We start from the raw sequence: 24,847 nt of genomic DNA, 5'->3' as shown, positions 1-24,847 counted from the left end.
GGCGCCGTCGTGCCGCGCCGCGGATCCGCCGGCGGCCCGGCGGTACGGGTCCGCCTCCGCCTCGCCGGTCTCCGCGTAGGCCGGGGAGAGCACCGAGACGCTCTCGGCCAGGCGCTGGGCGTAGATGGCCTCCGGGTGCTCGCTGCGCAGGAAGGTGACCAGGTCCTCCCGCACGAGGCAGCGCAGGTCCCACAGGTCCCCGGAGTTCCGGGCGGAGACCACGGCACGGATCTTGACCATGCCGCCGAGGGCGTCGGTGATCTGCAGGGACCCCTCCTTGCCGTCCCACAGCTCGGTGGACTCCAGCAGGGCCCTGAGGCGGTCGCGGGCCTCCTCCATGGGCACCCGCCAGTCGACCTCCATCTCCACGGTCCCGGACAGCGCCGAGCCCACGCGCGTCCAGTTCTCGAAGGGGGTGGTGGTGAAGTGGCTGGACGGGAAGATCACCCGGCGACCGTCCCAGATCTTGACCACCACGTAGGACAGGGTGATGTCCTCGATGGTGCCGTAGACGTCCTCCACGGTCACCACGTCCCCCACGCGGATGGCGTCGGTGAAGGCCAGCTGGACGCCGGCGAAGACATTGGTCAGGGTGGACTGGACCGCCAGGCCGGCCACCACGGACAGCAGGCCGGCCGAGGCCAGCAGGCCGGCGCCCACCGCCCGCACCTGCGGGATGGTCAGCAGGATCACGGCCACCGCGATGACGATGATCAGCGCCTCGAGGATGCGCCGGATCAGCACCGTCTGGGTCTGGATCTTTCGGTCCCGCCGGTCGTCCTCGCCCGCGCTCTGGTACTTGACGAGCACCCGCTCCTCGACGATCCGCACGATCCGCAGGGCCAGCCAGGCCAGTGAGCCGATGATCCCGGCCAGCAGCAGGAAGTTCGTCCCCTCGAACCAGTCGTACTCGGAGGCGGTCAGGCCCAGGGCGATCCTGGCGGCCATCAGGCTCAGCGCCACGGCCACCGGGACCCGGCACCGGGCCACCTGGCGCCGCAGTGCCGGCCGGCCGCGCAGCACCACGTTGAGCAGCACGGAGGCCGCAGTGACGACGGCGAGCGCGATGACGACCCCGACCAGCACGGTGGACAGGATCCCCCAGAACGGGCCGAGGGAGTCCACGGCGCCCTGGGCCCCCTCCTCCATGGTGTCCGGGACGGTGGTGGTGATGTCCTCCGGCGCCGAGGTCCCGTCCGGGACCGGTTCGGACAGTGCACGGAGGGTCGCCCCGGAGGGAACGGCCGCCCCGGGCAGGGCGGGCAGCACGGAGGACAGGGACATCAATGGCATAGTCCCAGTCTGTCACCGGCGCCTGCACCGGACCTGAACGGGTGGAGAATGGACGCTGAGATCGCTTCAGATCACGGCCGACCACTCCAGCACCGGAAGAGGACCCTCATGCTTTCCATCACGGACCTGCGCGGACACGACGTCGACCCGGCCACGGTGCTGCCCCGGGCCGAGCTGGACGTGGCCGGTGCCGTGCCGCGGGTGCTGCCGATCCTGGACGAGGTGCGCTCCGGCGGTGCCTCGGCCGTGCTGGACCTCGGCGAGCGCTTCGACGGGATCCGGCCGCCGTCGTTGCGGGTGCCCGCCTCGGCGCTGGCCGAGGCGCTGGAGGCCCTGGACCCCGAGGTCCGCTCCGCCCTGGAGGAGTCGATCGCCCGCGCCCGGACCGTGCACGCCGCGCAACTGCCGCCCGGGTCCGAGGTCGACCTCGGGGAGGGCGCCATCGTGGAGAACCGCTGGGTCCCGGTGGGCCGGGTGGGGCTGTACGTGCCCGGCGGGCGCGCGGTGTACCCCTCCTCCGTGGTGATGAACGTGGTCCCGGCGCAGGCGGCCGGGGTGCCCTCCCTGGCGGTGGCCTCCCCGCCGCAGAAGGACTTCGGCGGCCTGCCGCACCCCGTCATCCTGGCCGCCTGCGCCCTGCTCGGCGTGGACGAGGTCTATGCCGCCGGCGGCGCCCAGGCCGTGGCCATGTTCGCCTACGGGGTGAACGACGACGACGGCACGCGCCTGTGTGCCCCCGTGGACATGGTCACGGGGCCGGGCAACATCTACGTGGCCGCGGCCAAGCGGGCGCTGCTCGGGACCATCGGGATCGACGCCGAGGCCGGCCCCACCGAGATCGCCGTGCTGGCCGATGCGACGGCGGACGCGGAGTGGGTCGCGGCCGACCTGATCAGCCAGGCCGAGCACGACCCGATGGCCGGTTCGGTACTCATCACCACGTCCCCGGAGCTGGCCCGGGACGTGGTGGCCCAGGTCCAGGAGCAGGTGCCGGGATCGTTCCACGAGGAGCAGGTCCGTCAGGCCCTGACCGGTCCGCAGTCCGGGATCCTCGTGGTGGACACCCTGGCCACGGCCATCGCGGTGGCCGATGCCTACGCCGCCGAGCACCTGGAGGTGCACACCGTGGACGCGCTGGCCACCGCGCGCCGGATCCGCAACGCCGGGGCCGTGTTCGTGGGACCATACTCCCCCGTGCCGCTGGGTGACTACTCCTCCGGGTCCAACCACGTGCTGCCCACCGGCGGGTCCGCCCGGTACTCCTCGGGGCTGAACACGGTCAGCTTCCTGCGGTTGCAGCAGCTGATCCGGTACTCCGAGACCGGGTTGAAGGAGTTGGCATCGAACATCTCGGCACTGGCCGGCGCCGAGGGGCTGCCCGCCCACGGGGAGGCCGTGGCCCGGCGTTTCCGGTAGCCGCCGGTCACCGCCGGTTGCCGTCCCGCGGTGGCGGCAACCGGCTCCGCGGCACGTGACGGAGGTCACCGTCACAGGCGTTCACATCCACGGGAGGGCTTTGACCCGTCGGCCCGGCCGTCGTTACGCTGAACCCAGAATCACGAGTTCCCGCTGTTACAGCCCTGGCTTGCGGGACGGCAACCCTCTTCACGCAGTAGTGGGGTGCTCCAGGTGATGATTCGGCCTTCCGGGCAAGCCGGCGGGCAAGTACCGCGTCTGAAGCAGGTACCGGACGGGCACCGCCCGAGGTCACGCTGTGGATGCGCCCTCGAACGGAGGACTGACATGACCGCCCTGGCCACCATCGACCTGAGCCGCACCGCCACCCTGGACACCGACCTGTCCGCCCAGACCCTGCGCTCGGCCTTCTCCCACTTCCCCTCCGGCGTCGCCGCCCTGTGCGGCCTCGCCGATGACCAGAAGGAGGGCCTCGTGGCCTCGTCCTTCACGGTGGGGGTCTCCCTCGAACCGGCACTGGTCTCCTTCGCCGTGCAGAACACCTCCCGGACCTGGCCGCGGCTGAAGCGGGCCGAGCGCATCGGGATCTCGATCCTCGCCGAGGGCCACACCGACGTCTGCCGCCAGCTGGCCTCCAAGGACGGGGACCGTTTCGAGGGCCTGGGCGTGCGCGCCTCGGACCGTGGCGCCCTGTTCCTGGACAATGCCGCGCTGTGGCTGGAGACCTCCGTCTACGCGGAGGTCCCGGCCGGTGACCACCACGTGGTCCTGCTCGAGGTCCACGGCGTCCACGACCACTCCTCCGAGCACGAGCCGCTGGTCTTCCACCGTTCGGCCTTCCGCAACCTGCGCACCGCCGAGGGCAACCAGTAACCGCCCCACCCGTATCCTGGTCCCCATGCCGAACGCCCCGCAGCCACCGAGCCAGGTCCGCCTGGACGCCTGGCTGTGGGGCATCCGCATGTACAGGACCCGCTCGGCGGCGACGGCGGCCTGCCGGGCCGGCCACGTGCGCCTCAACGGCCAACCGGCCAAGGCGGCCCAGCCCGTCAAGCCCGGTGACACCATCCGGTTGCGCCAGCCGGGACGGGAGAGGGTCCTGGAGGTCACCGGCCTGCTGGCCAAGCGGGTCGGGGCCGCCGAGGCGGTGCGCCACTACGTCGACCACTCGCCGCCACCTGTTCCCCGGGAGCTGCTGGCCGTTCCGCGGCGCGATCGCGGCGCCGGGCGCCCCACCAAGCGGGACCGCCGTCAGATGGACCGGCTCCGCGGCCGGGATCCTCAGCCCTGAGGGATCGAAGAGGGATCGAAAGAGGCTCAAAAACCGAGTAGGGCGTCGCCCGACCACGGGGTCATCGGTAGTGCACGTCAGGTAGCGCCTACTAGTGCCCCGTTCACAGCCCTCTCATAGCTTGGGGTGGTACCAGTCCATCTCCGGACTGGTTCCAGCGGACGAAGGATCTTCAGATGCACACCAAGAACCGGCTACACCGAAGCACACCGGCCACGACCGGGATCGCAGCCCTGGGGCTGGTCACGACCGTCATGCTGGCACCCGCCGCACACGCCGACACGGACCTGGATCTCGCGGAAGGGCCCGCCAGCACCATCGTGGTGGCAGACGTGGACGGTGCGGCCGGCGTCGGTGGCGCCGAGGCCACTGTCGAGACCGCACCCGAACCAGCAACCGGAACCAGCGAGGCACCCGCCGAGACCGGTGAGGCGCTCACCTCCGGGACCGGCGAGGCCCCCGCCCCGGAGACGGGTGATGAACCACCCGTCGACGCCGAGGCGGGCCCCACCGACGAGGAACCGGCCGAGGGGACCCCCGCCGCGGGCCCCGCGGAGCAGGACGGCCTCTGCACCGACGGTGCCGCGGGGGACCAGCAGGATGCCGGGACCGGCGACGCGGCACCCACGGACCTTGGTCCCGGTGAGGCCACCGAGGCCGGCACGGCCGGCACGGAGGGCACGGCCGACACGGAGGGCGCGGACGGCCTGGCCGAGACCGCGGCAGCGGCCGCCGGTGCTGGTGCTGGTGACGGTGCTGGTGACGGCACACTGACGGACCCTGAGTGCGCGGCCACCGCGCCGGACCAGGCCGGCACCGGCCCCGGCGCCCCGGCCGGGGACGACACGCAGCTGCCGGTCGGGGGCGTTGACGCCGGCCAGGGCGAGGTCGCTGGCCAGAACATGGTCCTGCCGATCGCCGCTGCGGGCGCCCTCGCCGCCGCCGTCAGCCTGGGCGCCTACACGCTGGTCCGCCGGAGGCGAAGCGCGGCATGAACCCCCGGGACGTATCCACCGTGAACACCCGCCGGTCCCCCGTGCGGCCCCGGCGCCTCAGCACCGTGCTGGCCGGGACCGCGCTGGCGGTGTCCCTGGCGGGATGTTCGATGGATACGTCGGCGTTCCTGGGCAACGTGGAGTCGGCGTGGAACGGGCCTGCTGACACCCTTCCCGCCACGGTCGTACCCACCGGACTGGAGATCCCGTCCATCGACCTGCAGCGCGAACCCATCGGGGTGCAGATCCAGGAGGACGGGACCCTGGAGGTCCCGGACAGCGGTGAAGACGTCGGGTGGTACTCGCCGGATGAGGATCCGGAGGGAGGCCACCCGACGGTCTTCGTCGCCCACGTGGACACACCGGCCGGTCCCGCGATCTTCGAGCGGCTGCTGGAGCTGGTGCCCGGGCAGGAGGTGGAGGTGACCGACGCCGCCGGGAACGTCCGCGTGTACCGGGTGAACCGGGTGGCGGACCATCCGGTCGACGACTTCCCCACGCTGGACGTCTACGGAGCGGTGGCCGGTGACGAGATCCGGCTGATCACGTGCACGGGGGTCTTCGACACCAGTCGAGACCAGTACCTGGAGAACCGGGTGGTCTATGCCTCACGCTCCGGGTGAATTCTTGGCCAACGCCGAGGATTCGACCCCGTGGGGCTGTTGTTTCGACCACTCTCACGTAATATGGGCGACGAAGTGTAGTAGCAGTAAGTCCGTCATCACTGCGGACCGGTCAGCTCTCGGGCTGGACGGGGCGTTGGGAAGCGGTTTCGCCACACACCGCTTCGCCCCCGCGGGAATCCCCGCGGGTAAACACCCCAAAGAAAGAGGCATCCATGGCCACCGGTACCGTCAAGTGGTTCAACGCTGAGAAGGGCTACGGCTTCATCTCCCCGGACGACAACTCCGCTGACATCTTCGTCCACTTCTCCGCCATCGAGGGCTCCGGCTTCAAGGAGCTGCAGGAGGACCAGAAGGTCGAGTTCGAGGCCCAGCAGGGCCCGAAGGGCATGCAGGCTGCTGCAGTCCGCCCGCTCTGATCTAGTCAGACGCCGCGACGGCCGCTCTCCCTCACGGGAGGGCGGCCGTTGCCGTTCCAGGCCGACTAGGGTGAATCCATGAGATTCAGATACCTCGGCAACAGCGGACTCAAGATCTCCGAGATCATCTACGGCAACTGGCTGACGCACGGCTCCCAGGTGGAGAACGAGACGGCTCACGCCTGCGTCCGGGCCGCCCTCGACCAGGGCATCACCAGCTTCGACACGGCCGACGTCTACGCGAACGGCAAGGCCGAGTCGGTCCTGGGCGAGGCATTGAAGGGAGAACGCCGGGAATCCCTCGAGGTCTTCACCAAGGTCTACTGGCCCACCGGCCCCAAGGGTCCCAATGACACCGGACTGTCCCGCAAGCACATCCTCGAGTCGATCAACGGCTCGCTGCAGCGCCTGCAGATGGACTACGTGGACCTCTACCAGGCGCACCGCTACGACGTGGAGACCCCCCTGGAGGAGACCATGCAGGCGTTCGCGGACGTCGTGCGGTCCGGCAAGGCCCTGTACATCGGCGTCTCCGAGTGGCCGGCGGACAAGATCCGCGAGGCCCACGCCATGGCGAAGTCGCTGGGCATCCAGCTGATCTCCAACCAGCCCCAGTACTCCATGCTGTGGCGCGTGATCGAGCCCGAGGTCGTCCCCGCGTGTGAGGACCTGGGGATGTCCCAGATCGTCTGGTCCCCGATGGCCGGCGGCACCCTGACCGGCAAGTACCTGCCCGGCCAGCAGCCCCCGGCCGGTTCACGGGCCACCGACGAGAAGGGCGGCGGTCAGCAGACCATGGCCGCCTGGCTGACCGATGACGTCCTGACCGCCGTCCAGAAGCTGAAGCCGATCGCCCAGGACCTGGACTGCACCATGGGCCAGTTGGCCATCGCCTGGGTGCTGTCCAACCCGAACGTCGCCGGCGCCATCGTCGGGGCGTCCCGCCCCGAGCAGATCGTGGAGAACGTCCTGGCCTCCGGGATCACCCTGGACGAGTCCACCCTCGCGGCCGTGGACGCCGCCATCGGTCACGTGGTCACGGACGACCCGGCCAAGGTCTCGGTCCCCGAACGCCGCGTCGTCTGACCGACGCCCGGTGCGACCGGCAGCGCATGGTCGCGATCGGTCTGCCCGACCGTGATCGGCCTGGCCGGCCCCGGCCAGGCCGAGCCGGTGATCCTGCCCCCGGCGGCCTCCCGACGTCGGAGCGCCGGGAGGCGGCCGTGATCACCGTGATGTGACCGTGATAGCCACGGCGCCAACATCACGGTATGATTACGAGTACGCCGGTGCTGTCCGTCACGCTCGACGGGGCGGACAGCACGGGGCCAATGTACTTCAGAGCCGGGGGGCACCTGAATGACCACCACTGCCCACCGACTGGCAACCCCACATCGCCCACGCACCGCGCGTCCTCTGCTGAGCCGCGTCGCCGCCGTCGGGTGCAGCACCCTCCTGGCCGCCACCGCGCTGACCGCCCCGGCCGCCGCCACCGGTACCGAGACCGCCGCGCCCGAGGGTTCGCCCTCCACCTCCCCCACCGCGGCAGCGACCCCGAACCAGGCCCCGCAACTGACGTGCGGCGGGGTGATGACGCAGAACGGCTCCACCGAGTCCATCCGGGTCAGCGTCTCGGACCCGGACGGGGACCCGGTCACGCTCCGCGCCGACGTCTCCATGCTCGGGGTGCAGCCCACCGTCTCCGGCCACGTCATCACCTATCCGGCTCCGGCCGGTGCGACCGGCCAGGACAACTTCGCCGTCCTCGCCTCCGACGGGCGGGGCGGTGAGGCCCACTGCGAGATCGGCGTGCTCGTCCAACCCGGCGCGGCCAGCCCGACACCGACGCCGACCCCCACTCCCACTCCCACGCCGCCGCCCAGTCCCGCTGATCCGACCCCGGAACCGACGTCCGCCACGCCGACCCCGGTTCCGGCTCCCGAGCCCACCAGCGAGGCACCGGCGCCCGGGGACTCGCCCACCCCGACACCGACGTCCCGTCCCTCCTCGTCCGACCCCACCAACGCCCCCACCACCGCCCCCACCACTCCGGGTGACGGATCCGATGATGAGACCGGCACGCCCCCGGGCGCCACGTCGCCGGCCCCCGGAGCGGGCGATGACGCGGATTCCGGGGTGGGTACGCCCGGTGACGCCGACGGGACCCGCCCCGGCCCGGAACGGACCGGTGGAGGCACGGACGGCGAGGCGACGGCCACCGATGCAGGCCCCGCCGAGGGTCCCACCGGCGGCCCGGCCGTCGTCCTGCCCCCGCGTCCCGAACCCGAGGCGGGCAGTGGAGCACCGTGGGCCGGAGTGGTCCCGGGTGAACTCGGTGCGGGGTCGCAGCGGGCCCTGGAGGATGCCGAGAGGCTGCTCGACGGCCTCGGCACCGGTCAGGCCGACGGCCGGGGCGGTGGCACCGGGGCCGGTGGCACGGAGTCCGGCGCCCCGAACGCCACACCCTCCACAGCGGATGAGGGCCCGGATGCCGGGGCCAACGCGGTCCACGTGGACCGGACGGCCGGGACCGGTGCGAGCGGGTGGCTGTTCGGTGGCGTCGGCGCGCTGATGATCGCCCTTGTCGGTCTGGCCTTGATGGCCCTGCCGCGCGGGCGCCGCCGACACTAGACTGGAACCACGATGCGGCCGATGGAGGCGGATCAGCCCACTCTCCGGGCCGCCCGAGATCGAGGAGGTCCGTGTTGGCCCGCTACGAAGACGAGCTCGAACAGCAGTTCATCGAGGAGCCGGAGAACGATCTGGAGGAACCGGCCGACGGCCGCGACGGCACCGTCGACTTCGGCTCGTCGGATGACCCGGACACCCTGGACGCGATCGACCCCCTGCGCCGGGACACCTTCCTGCTGGACGGCGACGAGGACTACAACGGCATCCCGGACTACCAGGAGGGCGGCCCCGAGGAACCCGGGTCCGATCCCGATGCGGACGGCGAATGGGACGGCGAGGAGGACGAGAACGAGGACTGACCCCCGTCGGGGCTGAGTCCCCTCAGGACCCGTTCGCCCCCGGGCCACCCGGGCCACGCGTGTCCGGTCCCGGCGTGTTCGGGCCGGTGTGACGGCCCAGGATCCGTTCCAGCCCGGAGAGCCCGAGCACCGCACAGGCGAACCACACGCCTCCGGCCGGGCCGAGTGGTGCGGCGACGACGCCGGCCACGACCGGCAGGACCACCTGCCCGAGGCGGTTCCCGACCAGGCGCAGGCCGAGCGCGGCGCCGCGCCAGTCGGCCGGGACCGCCTGCGCGATCAGGGTCATCGTCAGGGGCTGGCCCAGCCCGAGGAAGGACCCGCCCACCGCCATCAGCGCGGCCGCCAGCCACAGCGCGCCCAACGGCTCCAGGGCCAGGGGCACCAGTCCGATCGTCACCGCGGAGACCAGCAGCGCGGCCAGCACCAGCGTGTTCCGGGACCAGCGGGCGGTGAACCACGGCAGGAAGATCCTGGACAGCACGGACCCGGCCCCGCGCACGGCCAGCAGGACGCCCACCCACAGCGGTGAGACCCCGGCCGCCTCCCCCACGAGCGGCATGAAGGCCGTCAGGATGTCGATGACGGCCAGCAGGGCCAGGGCGGCGAGCATGTGGGAGGGCACCCCGGGCACCCGGAGGATGCGCGGCGCCGTCGCCTTCTGCGCCGTGGGCTGCCCGGTGGTCGCGTCCCCGGCGCCGCCGGGCCGGGAGTCCGCGGCCGGCGTCGGGTCCGGGGCGGTCTGGGCGCGCAGGGAGAACATGACGGGCACGGCGAGCAGGGAGATGCCGGCGCCGAGCCACAGTGCCCAGGAGATCTCCTCGTCCAGTCCGCCCCCGGTGGCCGCCTGTGCCAGCGGGACGTTGCCGAGGATGAGTCCGGACAGCAGGGGGCCGGCCATCTGGCCGACGGAGAACGCCGCCGTGAACCAGCCGAAGGCCGCGTCCATCATCTCCCGGGGAGCCCGCCGGCCGATGGCGGCCTGCCCGGCGATCGTGAAGACGAGATGGCCCATGCCCAGCAGCGCCGAGGCCGCCATGATCATCAGCACCGAGCTCCCCCAGGCCAGGGCGGCCCCGGCCAGGGCCATCACGAGGGCGCCGAGCGCGATCATGCCCCGCAGGGAGGGCAACCGGCCGGTGACCCGGCCCAGCCACATGGCGCTCACCAGCGGCACGATCGCATAGGCGGCGGTCGCCAGGCCCACGGCGGTCTCGTCCGCGCCCAGGGTCAGGAGCTTGTAGCTGGTGACCGGACGCAACAGGTTCAGCGCGGTCTGCGTCAGGATCGCGGCGACGACCATGAGCCAGAGCCAGGTCAGGGAACCGCGTTTCGCCATGACCACCAGCGTAGACCGCGCTCCGACCTCGGACGGGGGGAACTAGGATGCGTACGAACCGTGTCGTCCACGATTCGTCCCCCGCCCAGGAAGGCCAGTGATCCATGCCCCCCGCCAGTACGGTTCCCCCCGGACCGAGCCGGTTGTGGAGCCGGGACTTCATCCTCGCCTCACTGACCAACCTGTTCCTGGCCATGGTGTTCTACCTCCTGGTCACGGCCATGGCCCTGTACGCCGTGGACCGCTTCCAGGCCTCGGACGCGATGTCCGGGCTCGCGGTGGGCGCCTACGTCCTGGGCGCGGTGTTCTCCCGGCTGCTCACCGGCCAGGCCATGGACGCCCTCGGCCGGCGCAGGGTGCTCATCGGCTCCCTGATCGCCTTCCTGCTCGCCTCGACGCTGTACCTGCTGGCGAATACGCTCGCGCTGCTGATCACCGTGCGCTTCGTCCACGGGATCGCGTTCGGCGCGGCCGCCACCGTCCTGGCCGCCTCGGTGATCGGCCTGATTCCGCCCCACCGCCGCAGCGAGGGCACCGGCTGGTTCGGGACGTCCACCACGGCCGGTTCCGCCTTCGGGCCGTTGCTGGCCTTCCAGCTCACGGACGCCTTCGGGTTCGCTTCCCTGTTCCTGGCCTGTACCGCCTTCTCGCTCTTCGGCCTCGCGGCCGGACTGCTGGTCCGGCTGCCCGCGCCACCCCGGCCGGAGGGCACGGCATCGCGCCTGCGCTTCTCCGTCCGCGGGATGCTCTCCCCGCAGGCCCTACCCGTCTCGATCGTCATCCTGATGGCCGGGACCGCCTTCTCGGGGGTGCTGGCCTTCCTCAACGGCTACGCCCAGCAGGAGGGCATCAGCCCGACCGTGGCCAGCTCCTTCTTCCTGATCTACGGCACCGTCCTGGTGGCGACCCGCTTCGTCGTCGGGCCGGTCCACGACCGCTTCGGAGACAACGCCGCCGTCGTCCCGCTGCTGGTGTCCTTCATGATCGCCCTCGCGGTGCTCGCCGCCTGGCCCGTGCCCGCGGGGATCTTCGCGGCGGCGGCGCTGGCGGCCGTCGGCTTCGGTGCCCTGCTCACGAGCCTGCAGGCGATCGCCGTCACCGTCGTGCCGCCCCTGCAGGTCGGGGTGGCCACCTCGACCTACTTCATCATGCTCGACCTCGGCATCGGCCTCGGCCCGGTGATCCTGGGGGCCCTGCTGCCGGTCACGGGGTATTCCGGCATGTACCTCGCGCTGGCCTGCCTGATGGCCCTCACCATCGGCGTGTACTGGCTGGTCCACGGTCGCCGGCCCGAGGCCCGGCGGCGGACCGGCGGGTCATGATCGCGGTGCGGCGCCCGGGTGGGTCCCCGGCCCGACGACGGCGCGTGCGGCGGTCAGCACGAGCGCGCCCAGGGCGAGGATGAGCAGCACCTCCGCCCCCACGTAGAGGTAGTGGGTGAGGGACCCGCCCTCGAACTCCCCGGCCAGCACGGCGTCGGTCCGCACGTTGAGGAACGGGCGGATCACGGCGACCTTGACCACCAGCACCGCTGTGGCCGCCCAGCCCAGGGTCCAGAGCCGCTGCCGGCCGGGCCGGCCCAGGCACCTCCACAGCGCCATGAGCAGCAGCACGGCCAGCACGATCTCGACGATGTTCATCGCCAGGAAGACCCGGCGTCCGATGCCCAGGCCCAGCGGGATGGTGATCCCCGGGGCCGTGAACTTCAGCGGCGCCTCGATCAGGGAGATCCCGGCGATCAGCCCCAGCCACACCGAGGGCACCACCAACAGCGCCGTGCGCGCCCAGAGGGGACCGCCGAGGGGTGCAGGGACCTCGGCCGCGGCGGGACGAGGGGGACGGTGCGGGCTGGCGCCGGGGGTGTCCATGGCCCCGAGTCTAGGCCCGTGTCACCGCCGGCCGCGGCTGACGGCGGCCGTGCGCGCGCAGGAACAGGGCCATGCCGAAGCAGCCCACGTACATCACCGCGATGACCAGCCAGCCGATCGAGAAGTCCCCGGTGAGGTCCCGCAGGGCGCCCATCACCAGCGGGCCCAGGGCGAAGCCGGAGTACATGCCCATCGAGTTGATGCCGGAGGCGGCGCCGATCCGCTCCGGGGCCACCACCTGCATCAGGCCCGCGTTGATGACCACGTTCGCCCCGAGCACCGTGACCCCGTGCAGGGCCGCACCCGCCCAGATCAGGGCCGGCAGGTGCCACAGCCCGGCGGCCAGGAACGCGGCGACCCCGGACAGGGCGCCGGCCGAGATCATCAGCAGCAGCGTCGAGGCCTTGACGCCGGCCGACATCCGCCGGCCCCACCAGATGCGCGAGACCACGCCGATCACGCCGGACACCGCCGTCGCCACGCCGCCCAGGACGAGGGAGAAGCCCACCGCCTCCATGGAGAACAACGGCAGGTAGACGTTGGTCGCCTGCATGCCGAAACCGGACAGCAGCGCGATCGAGGCGAAGATCCACACCGTGGCCGGCAACCGGTCCGCCGACGACCCGTCCGGGTCCTCGGCCCGGGCACGGCCGGGGGCGGGCGGCGTCGTGGTCTCCGGTCCGGGCCCGGACCCCGCCTCCCGCGCGGCCCGGGCCGCCAGCTCGCGCGGGGTGGGCACCACCGCGAGCCCGTAGGCCAGCAGCCCCAGGGCCACCAGCGCGGCACCGAGCGCGGCACCGGTCCAGCCCAGCCACAGGGAGACGGCCGGGAAGAACAGACCGGAGAACAGCTGGGAGGCCTGCACGCCGGACTGCTTGACGCCGATCCAGCCGGCCCGCCTCACCGGGGGCACGGCGCGGATGATGATGCGGTTGGTGGTGGGGTTGGAGATGGCCTGGGCCGGTCCGGCGAGCACCGCCGCGAACAGCAGCACCCAGTAGTGCGCGGCGAACGCACCGACCACCAGGGCCACGGCGGTGCCCGCGAAGATCAGCACGAGCTGCGCCCGGGCGCTCATCCGGTCGGCCAGCCGGCCCAGGTAGATGCTGGAGATGGCCGCCGAGGCGAACACCACCGAAACCACCAGGCCGAGCTGGCCGGCCGAGATGCCCAGCTGGTCGATGATCAGGGCCGAGGACACGGAGACGCCGTAGTTGAACAGCGGTCCGACGCCCATCGCGCACAGCAGCACGAACAGCAGCGCGCCCGAGGCCCGGGTGCGGCGGTCGGGGTCGGCGGGCTGCGCGGGATCGGGTCGGGTCATCACCCGATGAGGATAGTCCTCGTCAGCGGGCTCCCCGCGGACTACGAACCGAGCCTGCTCCGGATCGCGGCGAGGGCCGCCGTCGCCGCCGTCCACAGGGTCGGCTCGGGCACGGGCACGAACCGCGGGGAGTGGTTGACGGGCATGGTGCCGGAGTCCACCGTCTCCTGGTCGAAGCCGCCGTAGAACCAGAACACGCTCGGAACGCCGAGTGCCCCCGGCAGGGTCCCGAAGTCCTCCGAGCCCATCATCGGCTTGGACGCCCGAACGCGGTCCGCCCCGAGGGCCCCGCGTAGCACCTCGGTCACGGCCTCGGTCTCGGCCGGGTCGTTGAAGTTCCGGGGAAAACGGTAGAGCTCCTCGATCTGCGGCTCGGGGGCCCCGGAGGCGGCCGCCTCGGCGGTGATGATGCGCCGGACGGCGGCCAGCACGTGCTCGCGGACGTCGTCGTCCATGGTGCGGATGTTCAGGGTGAACTCCGCGGTGGCCGGGATGATGTTCTCCTTCAGGCCGGCGTGGAAGGTGCCCACGGTCACGACGGCGGCGCGGCGCGGGTCGAGCTCCCGGGCCACGATGGTCTGCAGCCGGGTGACGATGTGCGCCCCCTGCACGATGGGGTCGATGGAGTCCTGCGGCTGGGAGCCGTGCGACTGCTCACCGTAGAGCGTGACCTTGAGCGAGTCGGCGTAGGCCATCGCGGTACCGGGGACGATCGCCACGGTCCCGGCCAGTCCGGGCATCACGTGCTGGCCGTAGACGACCTCGGGACGGGGCGCCCTGTCCCAGATCCCGTCCTTCACCATGGCCTCCGCGCCGGCGGCCGTCTCCTCCCCGGGCTGGAAGATCAGCACCACGGTGCCGGACCAGCTGCCACGGTCCGCGACCAGCACCTCCGCCGCGGTGATCAGCGCGGTCACGTGGGTATCGTGGCCGCAGCCGTGCATCACGGGCACCTCGGTGCCGTCCGCCAGGGTGCCGCGGGCGGTGGAGCGGTACTCGACGTCGGAGTCCTCCTCGATCGGCAGGCCGTCCGTGTCCGCGCGGAAGCCGACGACGGGTCCCTCGCCGTTGCGCAGCACGCCCACCACGCCGGTGCCGCCGCAGCGGAAGTGCTCGATGCCGAGGGTGTCCAGGTGGGCCTCGATGAACTCCGCGGTGCGGTGCTCCTGCATGGACAGTTCGGGGTTCGCGTGCAGGTGCCGGTAGAACTCCAGCATCCGGGCGCGCAGGCCCTCGTCGAGTCCGGCGGCCAGCGCCGAACCCGGTCCTGCGGTGGGGCCGGCGGCCGAGCCGAGGGTCTGGAGCTGCTGGTCTGGGGTGGTCATCGCTGTTCCTCTCACGGGGTCTGTGGGATGTTCGGCCGGTGCCCTGCACGGACACCTCGGATGCTACGGGGCGCGCACGCCGTCAGGGCACCTCGGGCGTGGCGTCCTGGCCCGCGCCCGCCTCGCGCTTGCGGACGAACCACCCGATCACCAAGGTGGTCAGCACCACGATCGCGGTGGCCACCATCGCCAGGGACGGCACGAGCGGCACGAGCACGAACAGCACCAGGACGGCGACCACGAAGGCCACGATGGTGGCCCGGACCTGCTTGAGGCTCACGATCGCCTGGATGATCACGGCACCCATGACCGAGGGCAGCACGTAGATGCGGACCACCTCGGTGACGTCCGGCGGGATCACGCTGATGAGCCACGTGCCCAGCAGCCCGACGAAGACGAACAGCGAGACCAGGTGGACGGCGGCGGCGCCGCAGATGGCCATCACCGCCGCCAGGCTGCCGCGCGGGGTTCCCGGCTTGGCGCCGATGCTGGACTGGGCGATCAGGGCGGCGGGCAGCAGCTTGTTGGAGATGTTGCCGATCATGAACGCCTGGTACATGGACGCCGAACCGAGGATCGGGAAGTAGGTCAGCGGTTCGACCAGCCAGATGACGAAGAAGGTGCCGGCCACGGCGGCGAAGGCGGTGAACAGCTGGGTGGCGGTCACGCCGAGGTCGGCGAAGAAGACGAGGTAGAGCGGGCCGGCGAGGGAGAACACGAGCCCGGCGATCATGGTCAGCCGGCCCCATCGGGACGTGGTGCGCTCGAACTCGCCCATGCCGGCGGCGGTCTGCGGGCCTGTGAGGGTGGCGGTCATGGAAGTCTCCTGGGATGTGCGTCAGCGGGAGGATGCCGGAGGGGGAAGCGGTGGGTCAGCCGACCGGGCCGAGCCCGGCCGAGTGGGCCAGGTAGGCCGCCGTCAGCCCGACGAGGATGGCGATGCCCAGGCCCCATTCGCGCAGCCAGCGCAGTCCGGGGACCCGGGCCAGGACCAGGCAGAGGCCCATCACGGCCGCCGAGGTGAGCAGCGTGATCACGTGCACCGGGCTCTTGGGGACCTCCGCCAGGCCGAGGGAGATGAACGCCCCGAGCAGTGCCGCGGCCGGGACCACGGTCATCAGGGCGGGGTTGACCTTCTCCAGCTTGTGCCCGCCGCGCTGGAGCAGGGGCGTGAGGATGAGGGTGGCCAGCATCCACATGGCCCCGCCCATGCTCATGGCGAAGAACACGATGGCGAAGACCTGCGGGGTGTAGGTGGGCCCGCCCAGTTCCGCACCGGTGGTGCCGGCCGCGATGCTCGCCGCCGCGGTCTCGAAGGACACCGATCCGATCAGGCCGATCCGCACCAGGGTGGCCGGCGTGCCGAACAGGGCGAGCAGGGCGATGGCGACCAGGACGACCGCCAGGGAGGGACCGACCGCGGCGATCGCCCCGGTGCGGAAGGAGGTTCGCAGTTCCTGCGGCGTCATGCCCACCGCCGGCGCCGCCTTGCGGGCGGCCTTCATGTAGATGACGGACTGGACCGCGACCACCAGGAACACGCCCAGGGCGCAGATCCACAGGACCGGGGTGTTGGCCAGCGCCAGGACGGGACTCGGCTCGGCGGCCGCTGCCGTCGAGGCCGTGGCCAGTGCGGTGGTGGGGATCATGGGAACCTCCCGGTCGGGCCCGCCGCGGTCCCGGGACGAGGGTCCGGGCCGGCAGGATGTGGTGCACGGTGTGGCTACCATTGTGGTGTGGCGTACATCACCCAGGCGGAAATCCCTCGGAATCTGCACCGAGGCCTACTCTTAGTGAGACGATGAACACCGAAGCCCAGCTCACGGAGGAAGACCTCCAACTCGTCCACGCCCTCCAGCTCGGTCCGCGGCTGCCCTGGGCGGTGCTCAGCGAGGTCCTGGACGTGCACCCCACCTCGCTGGCCGCCCGGTGGCGGCACCTGGAGGACAGCGGCCTGGCGTGGATGACGGCGCACCCGGTGGGACACCCGGACCAGATGGCCCTGTCCTTCCACGACGTGCAGTGCGCGCCCGGCCGCCGGCGGGAGGTGACCGAGGCGATCGCGGGCATGCCCGACGTGTTCACCATCGAGGAGTGCCACCGGGACCGAGACCTGATGCTGACCGTCATCACGCCCAGCCAGGCGCTCCTCACCGCATCGGTCTACCCGCAACTGGACCGAGTGCCCGGCCTGGCCCGGTACGAGACCGCGTTCTGCACCCGCTTGCACGGCAGTGGCGGCAACTGGCAACTCGACGCCCTCTCCCCCGACCAGCAGGCCGCCCTGCGCGCGGCCGCCGGCCCGCGCCCGGAGTCCTTCGCCCGCTACGTCACCCCGCCGCCGTCCTTCGGACCGATCGTGCGGGCCCTGGGGCACAACGCGCGCACGACGGCGGCCCAGATCGCCGAGGAGACGGGGCTGCATCCGGCCACCGCCCGGCGCCGGCTGCAGAAGGTCCTGGACAGCCACACGTTGTCCTTCCGCTGCGACGTCTCCCACCGGGCGGCGGGCTACCCCGTGGTCTGCCAGTGGTTCGCACGGTTGCCGGCCGCGGAGCACGACGCCGCCGCGGCGGCCCTGTCCTCCCTCGGGGCGCTGCGGCTGTGCGCGTCCACCACGGGGCGGACGAACTTCACCTTCATGATGTGGCTGCGCTCCGCGGCGGACATCATGACGGTCGAGCAGGCCGCCTCGCGGCGGTTGCCGGGCCTGGAGATCCGCGAGAGCGTGATCATCGCGAACATCCCCAAGCGCGTGGGTTGGCGCCTGGATCCGGACGGCGCCCGCACCGGGGAGTTCGTCCAGCCCGGTTCCGCCTGGGACTGAGCCTCAGCGCACCCGCCACAGGTCGATGAGCACCCGGTCCGGTTCGCGCCGGCCCGAGCCGATCACGACGGTGGACTCCAGCCAGGCCCAGCGCTCACCGGTCACCTCGAAGCGTGGGCAGCACCGGAAGTAGATCCGCTCCGCGGGGACCTCCTCACCACGGACCAGGGCCGCGATGTCCTCGGCCGAGCCCGTGCGGTAGGCGGCGTTCATGACGAACAGGCGGTCGCCGTCGTCGGTCTCGATCACGTAGCGGGCGTCCAGGTCCGAGCTGGTGTCCGAGGTGATGAGCTGGAAGTCCGCCCCCGCCGGCAGGATCCGCCCGTTCAGCTCCGGTCCCGTCACGGTGCCGCCCGAGATCGGGATCACGCGCCGCAGGCCGGTGCGCGTCCGGCCCACCTCCACGGGGGCGGCGACCTCGACGGCGAGGCTGGCCAGGAACTCGAGGACCGGAGGCGTGGGGGTGGCCGCCCCGGACGAGGTGGACGCGGCGGACCGGGCGGGGATCTGGGTCATGGACGCCAGCGTAGGGCCGCCCGCGGCACAGGGCCAGGCACCTCGGGGTCAGTCACCGGGGAGGCCCTCCGGCCGCGGTGCGTCACTGACCACGGGCGTGGACCCCGTCTGGGCGCGCCGGGTACCGCGGTCCTGCTGTGTGCCCTCGGTGGCCGGGCTGGCATCGCGCACCGGGGCGAGGCCGCCGGTGCGCGGCTGCGGCACGCCCTCGTCCGCACCCCGGCCCCCGCCCTCGGCGGCACTGCGGCCGGTACCGGGGCGGTCCTTCGCGGCGGCCCCACCGGCCCCCATCCCGGCGCCCACCGGGACCTTCTCGCCGGGCGCCGCGCCGACGTCGGGCCCCTCCCCCGCGCCCGGCCCACCGGTGTCCTCGGCCTGACGCGCGAGTGCCGCCAGCCGCAGGTCCCGCAGGGGCAGTGCGGAGGTCTCCACCGTCAGCTCGTCGCGCCACTGCGGTCCGGCCGCGGAGGGCAGGGGCGCGTGCTCGCCGAAGTGGTCCGGGTCCGCCTCGGCCCAATCGGCGGCCCAGCCGCGCGGCGGGTCGGTAAGCAGTTCGTCCTCCCGCAGCCAGTGGTAGATCGAGGCGTAGGACCGGGTGGTCAGGTGGTCCACGCGCCGGCGCAGCATCCTCGTGGTGAGCTGGGACGGATTCGAGACCCCCATCGAGGCCATCATCTGCACCGCCTCGCGCACGGTGAGCTTGTGGTAGTTGTGCACGCGGTGGGACTTGTCCTCCACGTCCAGGGCGCGCACGAGCCGCGGGTTCTGGGTGGCCACCCCTACCGGGCAGTGGTTGGTGTGGCACTTCTGGGCCTGGATGCAGCCGGTGGCCATCATCATGGCCCGGGCGCTCATGGTGAAATCCGCGCCCTGGATCAGCCGCTTGACGATGTCCGAGCCGGAGATGATCTTCCCGGCCGCCCCGATCTTGATCATGTGCCGCAGGCCGGTGCCCACCAGGGCGTTGTGCACCAGCATCAGTCCCTCGGTCAGCGGGGTGCCCACGTTGTCCTGGTACTCCAGCGCGGCCGCGCCGGTGCCGCCCTCCGAGCCGTCGATGATGATGTAGTCCGGGGCGATCCGCTCGGCCCACATCGCCTTGCACATCGCCAGCACGTCCGTGCGGGAGCCGACGCAGAACTTGATCCCGATCGGCTTGCCGCCGGAGAGCTCGCGGAGCCGCCCGATGAACCGCACCATCTCCCGCGGGGTGTGGAAGGCGGAGTGCGAGGCCGGGGAGATGCAGTCCACGCCGACCGGCACCTCGCGGGCCTCGGCGATCTCCTCCGTGACCTTGGCCGCCGGCAGGACGCCGCCCAGCCCGGGCTTGGCGCCCTGGGAGAGCTTGATGGTGATGCCCTTGACCTCGGGCAACCGTGCCTTCTCGGCGAACCGCTCCGGGTTGAAGTGACCGTCGTCGGTCCGGCAGCCGAAGTAACCCGAGCCGATCTCCCAGAACAGGTCCGCCCCGTTGCCGCGGTGGAACTTGGTCAGCCCGCCCTCACCGGTCTCGTGGATGAACCCGCCCATGCCGGCGCCCTTGTTCATGGCCAGCACCGCGTTCTTGGACAGCGAGCCGAAGGACATCGAGGAGATGTTCAGCAGGGAGACGTCGTAGGGCTGGAGGCAGTCCGGACCGCCGATGCGGACCGTGGGCAGGGGCTGGGGGGTCGGGACGGGGGCCGTGGAGTGCAGCAGGTACTCGTAGCCGATCCGGTTGGTGTCCCGCTCGGTGCCGAAGGCCTTGTGGTCGTCCTGGCCCTTGGACCGGGAGTAGACCAGGGACCGGGCGTCCCGGTCGAAGGGCTTGCCGTCCACGTTCCGCTCGATGAAGTACTGCTGGATCTCCGGGCGGATCGACTCCAGCAGGTAGCGGGCGTGGCCGATTACCGGGAAGTTCCGCAGGATCGAGTGCCGGCGCTGCGTCATGTCCCACGCGGCCAGCACGAGCAGCAGCAGCACGATCACGCCGAGGACGATCCAGGCCCAGAGGCCGACGAGGTAGGCGACCACCAGGACGAAGAGCAGGATCACCAGTCCACCGATGATCAGCAGGCGGTTGTTCATCCCCCCATGGTGCCACCGCTGGGCGCTGCGTCACATGGGGCGGGTGCCGGCGTCACGGGGGACGCCCGCATCACAGGGGGCACGTGCCGGCGTCACCCGGAGCGGGCGTCGGTGACACGGGGCCGGGTGCCGCTCGGCGCCGGGAGGCTCACCAGAGGTGCGGGGCCGGACGACGGGACCCGGGCAGCGCGACGTCGACGCGCCACTCGTGCAACCACTCCGGCAGGACCAGGTCCGTCGGGACGTCCTCCCCGAGCCCGTCGCGGACCGCGGCGATGATCTCCTCGTTGGACACGGGCCCGTCGGTCCCGACGAAGCGCGAGGCCACGTAACCCCGTGCGCAGACCTGGCCGTCCACGACGAAGCGCTGCTCGAGCCAGATGCACTTGTCGTCCAGCCCGATGATGCGGGTCTCGAGCGAGTATCGCTGCCACAGGGTGATCGAGGCGCGGAACGCGATCTGCTCGGCCTGCACCACCGGGGTCCACCCCTTCCGACGGAACAGGTCCCACGCGCCCGAGCGGACCATCAGGTCGAACCGGCCCAGGTCCATGAGGGAGAGGTACATGCCGTTGTTGACGTGCATCGCGATGTCGATGTCCGTGGGCAGGGCCCTCAGCGGCAGGGAGGAGTTGTCCCAGATGCTCAGCCGGGAGCGGCGCCGGGAGGTGATGAGCAGCAGCAGGGTGCGCAGGAGCAGGTGCATGGGACCATGCTCGCACGAGATGTTACCCATCGGTAGGGTCATGTCGGTCAGGTCCTGCCACGTCGAATCATGCCCTGCTGGACGGCTCATCCCGGTAGCCGGGAGGAGATGTCCAGCAGGGCATGACGAACGCCTGAAGCCGCCCGGAGCCTGCCGGATCCAGCGGCAGGACCAGCGGGCGGTTCGGCGGGCGGGCCCGCGGCGGTGTCAGAGCAGGTGGTCGGTGAGGTGGTCCGGGGTGCCGAAGCGGTGGGCGGTGATGGAGATCGCCTGCTCGTGCAGGAACGGCAGCAGCTCCACGTCCCCGGCGGACACCACCGGCCCGGCGTAGACGGCCAGGTCCGGCGAGCCGTCCACCGCCTCGTGCAGGGCGAGGACGGCGGCCCGGGACTGTTCCGCCGCAACCTCCCCGCCGATCTCGGCGGCACCGGCGGCCTCCGCGTCACCGCTGGCGGGACCTGTTCCCCAGTCCAGGACCATCCGCACCCGGGGATCGCCGCTGCCCTCGGCCGAGGGTGGCAACTGGGCCAGCTGCCGGGCGCGGGCGTGGAAGGCGGAGACCGTCTCCACCTGGACGTCCACGGGGGCACCGGACTCGACCAGGAAGTCCAGCACCTCGGCGGCCAGCGGCTCGGGGGTGCTCAGGGTCAGCGGCCCGCCCGCGCGCAATCCGGCGGCGAGCACGCGCAGCAGGTGCGCCAACGGCCCGGACTCCCAGCGGACCAGGACGGGCACCGGCAGGTACCGCAGCACGTTGCGCTCCGCCGTCAGGCCGGAGACGTCCCGGGCCACGCCGAACCGCTCCTGCCATACCACCGCGTCCAGGCCCACCGCCCGGACCAGCCAGGCCAACTCGGTGTCGTCGAGGTCCTCGGCCACCTCGTCCACGAGCCGGCGGGCCGGGCTGTCGTCGGCGCGGGCCGCCGCGTCCGTCACCACCGCCGCGTCGTCCGTCGCGACCGCCGCGTCGTCCTGCACCGGGGCGCCGGCCCCGTCGCCCGGCGCGTCCTCCCAGCCGCCGAGTCCGTGCAGGTAGTGCGGGCCGCCGGCCTTCGTCCCGGCGCCCACGGAGGAACGCTTCCAGCCACCGAAGGGCTGGCGGCGCACGATCGCCCCGGTGATGCCCCGGTTGACGTAGAGGTTGCCGGCGTGGACGTGCTCGAGCCAGTACCCGATCTCCTCGTCGTCCAGGGAGTGCAGGCCGCTCGTGAGGCCGTAGTCCACGGCGTTGACCAGCTCCACGGCGTCCTCCAGGGACTCCGCGGTCATCACGCCCAGCACGGGCCCGAAGTACTCGGTCAGGTGCGCGTCGGCCCCGGGCTGCACGCCCGAGCGGATGCCGGGACTCCACAGCCGCCCGCTGGCGTCCAGCGGCCGCGGCTGCAGCGCCCACCGCTCCCCCGGGCCCAGCCGGGTCAGCCCGCGCTCGAGCTTCTCCCCGGGCGCCTCGATCACCGGTCCCATCTGCGAGCGCGGGTCCTCCGGGTAGCCGACGGTCAGGGATGAGGCGGCATCCAGCACCTGACGATGGAACCGCTTCGACGTGGCCACGGAGCCGACCAGGATCACCAGGGAGGACGCCGAGCACTTCTGCCCCGCGTGCCCGAACGCGGAGTGGACCACGTCCCTCGCGGCCAGGTCGAGGTCGGCCGAGGGCGTCACGATGATCGCGTTCTTCCCGGAGGTCTCCGCCAGCAGGGGCAGGTCGGGCCGGAAGGACCGGAACAGCCGGGCGGTGTCGTGACTGCCGGTGAGGATGACGCGTTCCACGTCCGGGTGGGTGATGAGCTCCTTTCCCACGACGGCCTCGTCCTCGGCCTCGATCGTCACCAGGGTGACCAGGTCGGCGGCGACGGCGGCCGCCTCCTGCTCGTTCCAGACCTCGCGCCCCGGGCCCGCACCGAGGCCGGCCAGCCCGGCGCGCAGCCCCTCGACGATGGCGGCATGGGCCACCGCCCCCGTCCGCGCCGACTGCGAGGCGGGCTTGAACACCACGGGTGCCCCGGCCGCCAGTCCGGCGAGCACACCGCCGGTGGGGATCGCCACGGGGAAGTTCCACGGCGGGATGACCAGCACGAGCCTCGGGGACACGTACCGGGCGCCCTCCACCGCGTCCAGCCCACGGGCCAACCGGCCGTAGTAGCGGGCGAAGTCCACGGCCTCGGAGACCTCGGGATCGCCCTGGTCCAGGGTCTTGCCGGTCTCGGCGGCGGCCACCTCGAGCAGTTCGGCGCGCCGCGCCTCGAGCGCGTCGGCCACGGCGTTCAGCACGCTCTCGCGCTGGGCCCCGGTCAGGGTGCGCCACGCCTGCCCGGCGTCCACGGCCCTCCCGACGGCGGACCGCACCTCACCGGCGCTGCGCACCCGGGCGCCGGCCACCTCCGCGACCCCGAGCCGCGAGCCCGGGATGGCCCTGATGATGCGCCGCGCCCAGTCCCGGTTCGCCGCCAGCGAGGGGTCGGTGTCCGGGGCATTGGCGAAGCCGTCCACCGGCCGGGGGACCGTTCCCCGGGCCGCCTCGGGATCCGCCGCCGAGCGGTCCTGGGTGCGGTTCGGCGTCGGGATGGCGGTGTCCAGGCCCGCCACGGACGCGAGGAACCGCGCCTCCTCGCGGGCGAAGAGCTCCGGGTCGGAGTCGAGCTCGAAGACGGCGGACATGAAGTTCTCCTGGCTGGCGCCCTCCTCGAGGCGGCGGACGAGGTAGGCGATCGCGACGTCGAACTCGTGCGGGTGGACCACGGGGGTGTAGAGCAGCAGCGAGCCGACGTCCTTCTTCACCGCCTCGGCCTGACCGGTGGCCATGCCCAGCAGCATCTCGAACTCGACGTCCGGGCGGCGGTCTCCCACCTGCTCGGTGCTGAGCCCGCGCTCCTGCACCAGCAGCCAGGCCAGGGCGATGTCGAAGAGGTTGTGCCCGGCCACCCCGATCCGCACGTGGCGCGTATGGTCCTCGGTCAGCGCGTAGTTGAGCACGCGCTTGTAGTTGGTGTCGGTGTCCTGCTTGGACGCGCAGGTCGCCGCGGGCCAGCCGGTGAGCGAGGCCTGGACGTGCTCCATCGGCAGGTTGGCGCCCTTGACCACGCGGACCTTGATGGGGGCGCCCCCCTCGGCCACGCGCCGGGCGGACCACTCCTGCAGCCGGATCATGGCGTCCAGGGCGTCGGGCAGGTAGGCCTGCAGCACGATCCCGGCCTCCAGGGTGCGCAGCTGCGGGGTATCCATCAGGCCCATGAACACGGCCAGCGTCATGTCGAGGTCGTGGTACTCCTCCATGTCCAGGTTGATGAACGTGGACCCGGCGGGCGTGCCGGCCTGGGAGGCGGCCAGTTCGTAGAGCGGCAGCAGGGACTCGGTGACCTCGGCGACGGCCTCCTCGAACGCCCAGGGGTTGTGCGGGGCGGTGGCGGCGGAGACCTTGACGGAGACGTAGTCGACGTCGTCGCGCTCGATGAGCGTGCGGATCCCGGCCATGCGCCTGGAGGCCTCGCCCCGTCCGAGGATGGCCTCACCGAGCAGGTTGATGTTCAGCCGGGTGCCGGGAGTCCTCAGCTTCCGGATGGCCGGGCCGAGACGGTCCTCGGTGGCGTCCACGATCAGGTGGGAGACGAGTTCGCGCAGCACCTTCCGGGCCGCGGGGACGGCCAGCTGTGGCACCGCCGGGGCCACCCGGCCCCCGGCGCCCATCGCCGCCCGCATGGGCCAGGGCAGGAAGCCGGGGGTGCGCGGGGCGAGGTCCCGCAGCGCCTCGGCGGCGATGGCCGGGTCCTCCGGCCGCACCACGCGGTCCACGAACCCGACCGTGAAGTCCAGTCCGTCCGGGTCCTTCAGCACGCCGGCCAGCTGACGGG

The 24,847-nt window shown here is 72.2% G+C and carries 22 protein-coding genes and 1 riboswitch; of the genes, 11 read left to right on the top strand and 11 right to left on the bottom strand.

Going from position 1 to position 24,847, the window contains the following annotated elements; translation table 11 throughout:
* Positions 1-1,284: mechanosensitive ion channel family protein (locus tag CITRI_RS18085; RefSeq protein ID WP_010145729.1), on the bottom strand; the 1,284-nt coding region annotated here is incomplete at its 3' end.
* A gap of 117 nt (positions 1,285-1,401) precedes the next feature.
* On the opposite strand from CITRI_RS18085, the gene hisD reads away from it, so the two are divergent.
* The 9 genes from hisD (at position 1,402) to CITRI_RS0114870 (ending at position 9,027) form a co-directional block, all read left to right on the top strand.
* On the top strand, positions 1,402-2,709 hold the full coding sequence (gene hisD / locus CITRI_RS0114910) for a histidinol dehydrogenase (RefSeq protein WP_010145728.1): 1,308 nt from the start codon (positions 1,402-1,404) through the stop codon (positions 2,707-2,709).
* Positions 2,710-2,847: 138 nt separating this feature from the next.
* A riboswitch (SAM riboswitch) is annotated at positions 2,848-2,967 on the top strand.
* Positions 2,968-3,036: 69 nt separating this feature from the next.
* Complete coding sequence (locus tag CITRI_RS0114905; protein ID WP_010145727.1) at positions 3,037-3,582, top strand: flavin reductase family protein; 546 nt, start codon at positions 3,037-3,039, stop codon at positions 3,580-3,582.
* Positions 3,583-3,607: 25 nt separating this feature from the next.
* On the top strand, positions 3,608-4,000 hold the full coding sequence (locus CITRI_RS0114900; protein WP_010145726.1) for an RNA-binding S4 domain-containing protein: 393 nt from the start codon (positions 3,608-3,610) through the stop codon (positions 3,998-4,000).
* Between the two features lie 176 nt (positions 4,001-4,176).
* Complete coding sequence (locus CITRI_RS0114895) at positions 4,177-4,995, top strand: hypothetical protein (RefSeq protein ID WP_010145725.1); 819 nt, start codon at positions 4,177-4,179, stop codon at positions 4,993-4,995.
* Positions 4,992-5,618 carry a class F sortase gene (locus CITRI_RS18605; protein ID WP_010145724.1) on the top strand — a complete coding sequence of 209 codons (627 nt, stop codon included), beginning with the start codon at positions 4,992-4,994 and terminating at the stop codon, positions 5,616-5,618. Before CITRI_RS0114895 ends, CITRI_RS18605 begins: the two co-directional genes overlap by 4 nt.
* A gap of 215 nt (positions 5,619-5,833) precedes the next feature.
* On the top strand, positions 5,834-6,037 hold the full coding sequence (locus tag CITRI_RS0114885; protein WP_010145723.1) for a cold-shock protein: 204 nt from the start codon (positions 5,834-5,836) through the stop codon (positions 6,035-6,037).
* A gap of 78 nt (positions 6,038-6,115) precedes the next feature.
* Entirely contained in the window at positions 6,116-7,123 is a 1,008-nt protein-coding gene (locus tag CITRI_RS0114880) for an aldo/keto reductase family protein (RefSeq protein WP_010145721.1), read from the top strand.
* Positions 7,124-7,396: 273 nt separating this feature from the next.
* A complete protein-coding gene (locus tag CITRI_RS0114875) occupies positions 7,397-8,668 on the top strand; it encodes a hypothetical protein (protein WP_010145720.1) in 1,272 nt (423 codons plus the stop codon).
* Between the two features lie 74 nt (positions 8,669-8,742).
* Positions 8,743-9,027: a hypothetical protein gene (locus CITRI_RS0114870; protein ID WP_141566143.1), complete on the top strand. Its 285-nt coding sequence runs from the start codon at positions 8,743-8,745 to the stop codon at positions 9,025-9,027.
* A gap of 22 nt (positions 9,028-9,049) precedes the next feature.
* Here the strand turns inward: CITRI_RS0114870 and CITRI_RS0114865 are convergent, their stop codons facing one another.
* Entirely contained in the window at positions 9,050-10,366 is a 1,317-nt protein-coding gene (locus CITRI_RS0114865) for an MFS transporter (protein WP_040386618.1), read from the bottom strand.
* 104 nt (positions 10,367-10,470) lie between these two features.
* Between CITRI_RS0114865 and CITRI_RS0114860 the strand changes: the two genes are divergently transcribed.
* Entirely contained in the window at positions 10,471-11,688 is a 1,218-nt protein-coding gene (locus CITRI_RS0114860) for an MFS transporter (protein ID WP_040386616.1), read from the top strand.
* Here CITRI_RS0114860 and CITRI_RS0114855 read toward each other — a convergent pair.
* From CITRI_RS0114855 to CITRI_RS0114835, 5 genes are all read right to left on the bottom strand, one after another.
* Entirely contained in the window at positions 11,683-12,234 is a 552-nt protein-coding gene (locus CITRI_RS0114855; protein WP_010145716.1) for a hypothetical protein, read from the bottom strand. The genes CITRI_RS0114860 and CITRI_RS0114855 overlap by 6 nt on opposite strands.
* A 10-nt stretch (positions 12,235-12,244) precedes the next feature.
* Positions 12,245-13,558: an MFS transporter gene (locus tag CITRI_RS0114850; protein WP_010145715.1), complete on the bottom strand. Its 1,314-nt coding sequence runs from the start codon at positions 13,556-13,558 to the stop codon at positions 12,245-12,247.
* A 41-nt stretch (positions 13,559-13,599) separates the two neighbouring features.
* On the bottom strand, positions 13,600-14,775 hold the full coding sequence (locus CITRI_RS0114845) for an amidohydrolase (protein WP_050813716.1): 1,176 nt from the start codon (positions 14,773-14,775) through the stop codon (positions 13,600-13,602).
* A 190-nt stretch (positions 14,776-14,965) separates the two neighbouring features.
* Positions 14,966-15,700, bottom strand: a complete 735-nt coding sequence (locus CITRI_RS0114840; protein WP_010145713.1) for a hypothetical protein — start codon at positions 15,698-15,700, stop codon at positions 14,966-14,968.
* A gap of 55 nt (positions 15,701-15,755) precedes the next feature.
* Entirely contained in the window at positions 15,756-16,532 is a 777-nt protein-coding gene (locus CITRI_RS0114835; protein ID WP_010145712.1) for a DUF5058 family protein, read from the bottom strand.
* Positions 16,533-16,684: 152 nt separating this feature from the next.
* On the opposite strand from CITRI_RS0114835, the gene CITRI_RS0114830 reads away from it, so the two are divergent.
* Positions 16,685-17,710, top strand: coding sequence for an Lrp/AsnC family transcriptional regulator (locus CITRI_RS0114830; protein WP_010145711.1), 1,026 nt, complete (start codon positions 16,685-16,687; stop codon positions 17,708-17,710).
* Positions 17,711-17,713: 3 nt separating this feature from the next.
* Here the strand turns inward: CITRI_RS0114830 and CITRI_RS0114825 are convergent, their stop codons facing one another.
* The 4 genes from CITRI_RS0114825 to CITRI_RS0114810 all read right to left on the bottom strand — a co-directional run.
* Positions 17,714-18,226 carry a DUF3237 domain-containing protein gene (locus tag CITRI_RS0114825; protein WP_010145710.1) on the bottom strand — a complete coding sequence of 171 codons (513 nt, stop codon included), beginning with the start codon at positions 18,224-18,226 and terminating at the stop codon, positions 17,714-17,716.
* Positions 18,227-18,274: 48 nt separating this feature from the next.
* Positions 18,275-20,293 (bottom strand): FMN-binding glutamate synthase family protein, encoded by a 2,019-nt coding sequence (locus CITRI_RS18080; protein ID WP_010145709.1) that lies wholly within the window; start codon positions 20,291-20,293, stop codon positions 18,275-18,277.
* Between the two features lie 148 nt (positions 20,294-20,441).
* Positions 20,442-20,999 carry a thioesterase family protein gene (locus CITRI_RS0114815; RefSeq protein WP_029139381.1) on the bottom strand — a complete coding sequence of 186 codons (558 nt, stop codon included), beginning with the start codon at positions 20,997-20,999 and terminating at the stop codon, positions 20,442-20,444.
* A 207-nt stretch (positions 21,000-21,206) separates the two neighbouring features.
* A partial coding sequence (locus tag CITRI_RS0114810; protein ID WP_010145707.1) for a bifunctional proline dehydrogenase/L-glutamate gamma-semialdehyde dehydrogenase occupies positions 21,207-24,847 on the bottom strand: 3,641 nt, incomplete at its 5' end.

This window comes from Citricoccus sp. CH26A, assembly GCF_000224415.1.
In the GTDB taxonomy this organism is placed as follows: Bacteria; Actinomycetota; Actinomycetes; order Actinomycetales; family Micrococcaceae; genus Citricoccus.
Note: the sequence above shows the minus strand (reverse complement) of the source record. Positions and strands in the feature narration are given on the sequence as shown.

Excerpts from the sequence above, each read along its gene's own strand:
- CITRI_RS0114825 (WP_010145710.1), bottom strand. The coding sequence starts at position 18,226 with ATGACCCAGATCCCCGCCCGGTCCGCCGCGTCCACCTCGTCCGGGGCG.
- CITRI_RS0114850 (WP_010145715.1), bottom strand. The coding sequence starts at position 13,558 with ATGACCCGACCCGATCCCGCGCAGCCCGCCGACCCCGACCGCCGCACC.
- CITRI_RS0114880 (WP_010145721.1), top strand. The coding sequence starts at position 6,116 with ATGAGATTCAGATACCTCGGCAACAGCGGACTCAAGATCTCCGAGATC.
- CITRI_RS0114840 (WP_010145713.1), bottom strand. The coding sequence starts at position 15,700 with ATGACCGCCACCCTCACAGGCCCGCAGACCGCCGCCGGCATGGGCGAG.
- CITRI_RS0114830 (WP_010145711.1), top strand. The coding sequence starts at position 16,685 with ATGAACACCGAAGCCCAGCTCACGGAGGAAGACCTCCAACTCGTCCAC.
- CITRI_RS0114905 (WP_010145727.1), top strand. The coding sequence starts at position 3,037 with ATGACCGCCCTGGCCACCATCGACCTGAGCCGCACCGCCACCCTGGAC.
- CITRI_RS18605 (WP_010145724.1), top strand. The coding sequence starts at position 4,992 with ATGAACCCCCGGGACGTATCCACCGTGAACACCCGCCGGTCCCCCGTG.
- CITRI_RS0114845 (WP_050813716.1), bottom strand. The coding sequence starts at position 14,775 with ATGCTGGAGTTCTACCGGCACCTGCACGCGAACCCCGAACTGTCCATG.
- CITRI_RS18080 (WP_010145709.1), bottom strand. The coding sequence starts at position 20,293 with ATGAACAACCGCCTGCTGATCATCGGTGGACTGGTGATCCTGCTCTTC.
- CITRI_RS0114865 (WP_040386618.1), bottom strand. The coding sequence starts at position 10,366 with ATGGCGAAACGCGGTTCCCTGACCTGGCTCTGGCTCATGGTCGTCGCC.
- CITRI_RS0114855 (WP_010145716.1), bottom strand. The coding sequence starts at position 12,234 with ATGGACACCCCCGGCGCCAGCCCGCACCGTCCCCCTCGTCCCGCCGCG.
- CITRI_RS0114885 (WP_010145723.1), top strand. The coding sequence starts at position 5,834 with ATGGCCACCGGTACCGTCAAGTGGTTCAACGCTGAGAAGGGCTACGGC.
- CITRI_RS0114895 (WP_010145725.1), top strand. The coding sequence starts at position 4,177 with ATGCACACCAAGAACCGGCTACACCGAAGCACACCGGCCACGACCGGG.
- CITRI_RS0114835 (WP_010145712.1), bottom strand. The coding sequence starts at position 16,532 with ATGATCCCCACCACCGCACTGGCCACGGCCTCGACGGCAGCGGCCGCC.
- CITRI_RS0114860 (WP_040386616.1), top strand. The coding sequence starts at position 10,471 with ATGCCCCCCGCCAGTACGGTTCCCCCCGGACCGAGCCGGTTGTGGAGC.
- CITRI_RS0114875 (WP_010145720.1), top strand. The coding sequence starts at position 7,397 with ATGACCACCACTGCCCACCGACTGGCAACCCCACATCGCCCACGCACC.
- CITRI_RS0114900 (WP_010145726.1), top strand. The coding sequence starts at position 3,608 with ATGCCGAACGCCCCGCAGCCACCGAGCCAGGTCCGCCTGGACGCCTGG.
- CITRI_RS0114815 (WP_029139381.1), bottom strand. The coding sequence starts at position 20,999 with ATGCACCTGCTCCTGCGCACCCTGCTGCTGCTCATCACCTCCCGGCGC.
- hisD (WP_010145728.1), top strand. The coding sequence starts at position 1,402 with ATGCTTTCCATCACGGACCTGCGCGGACACGACGTCGACCCGGCCACG.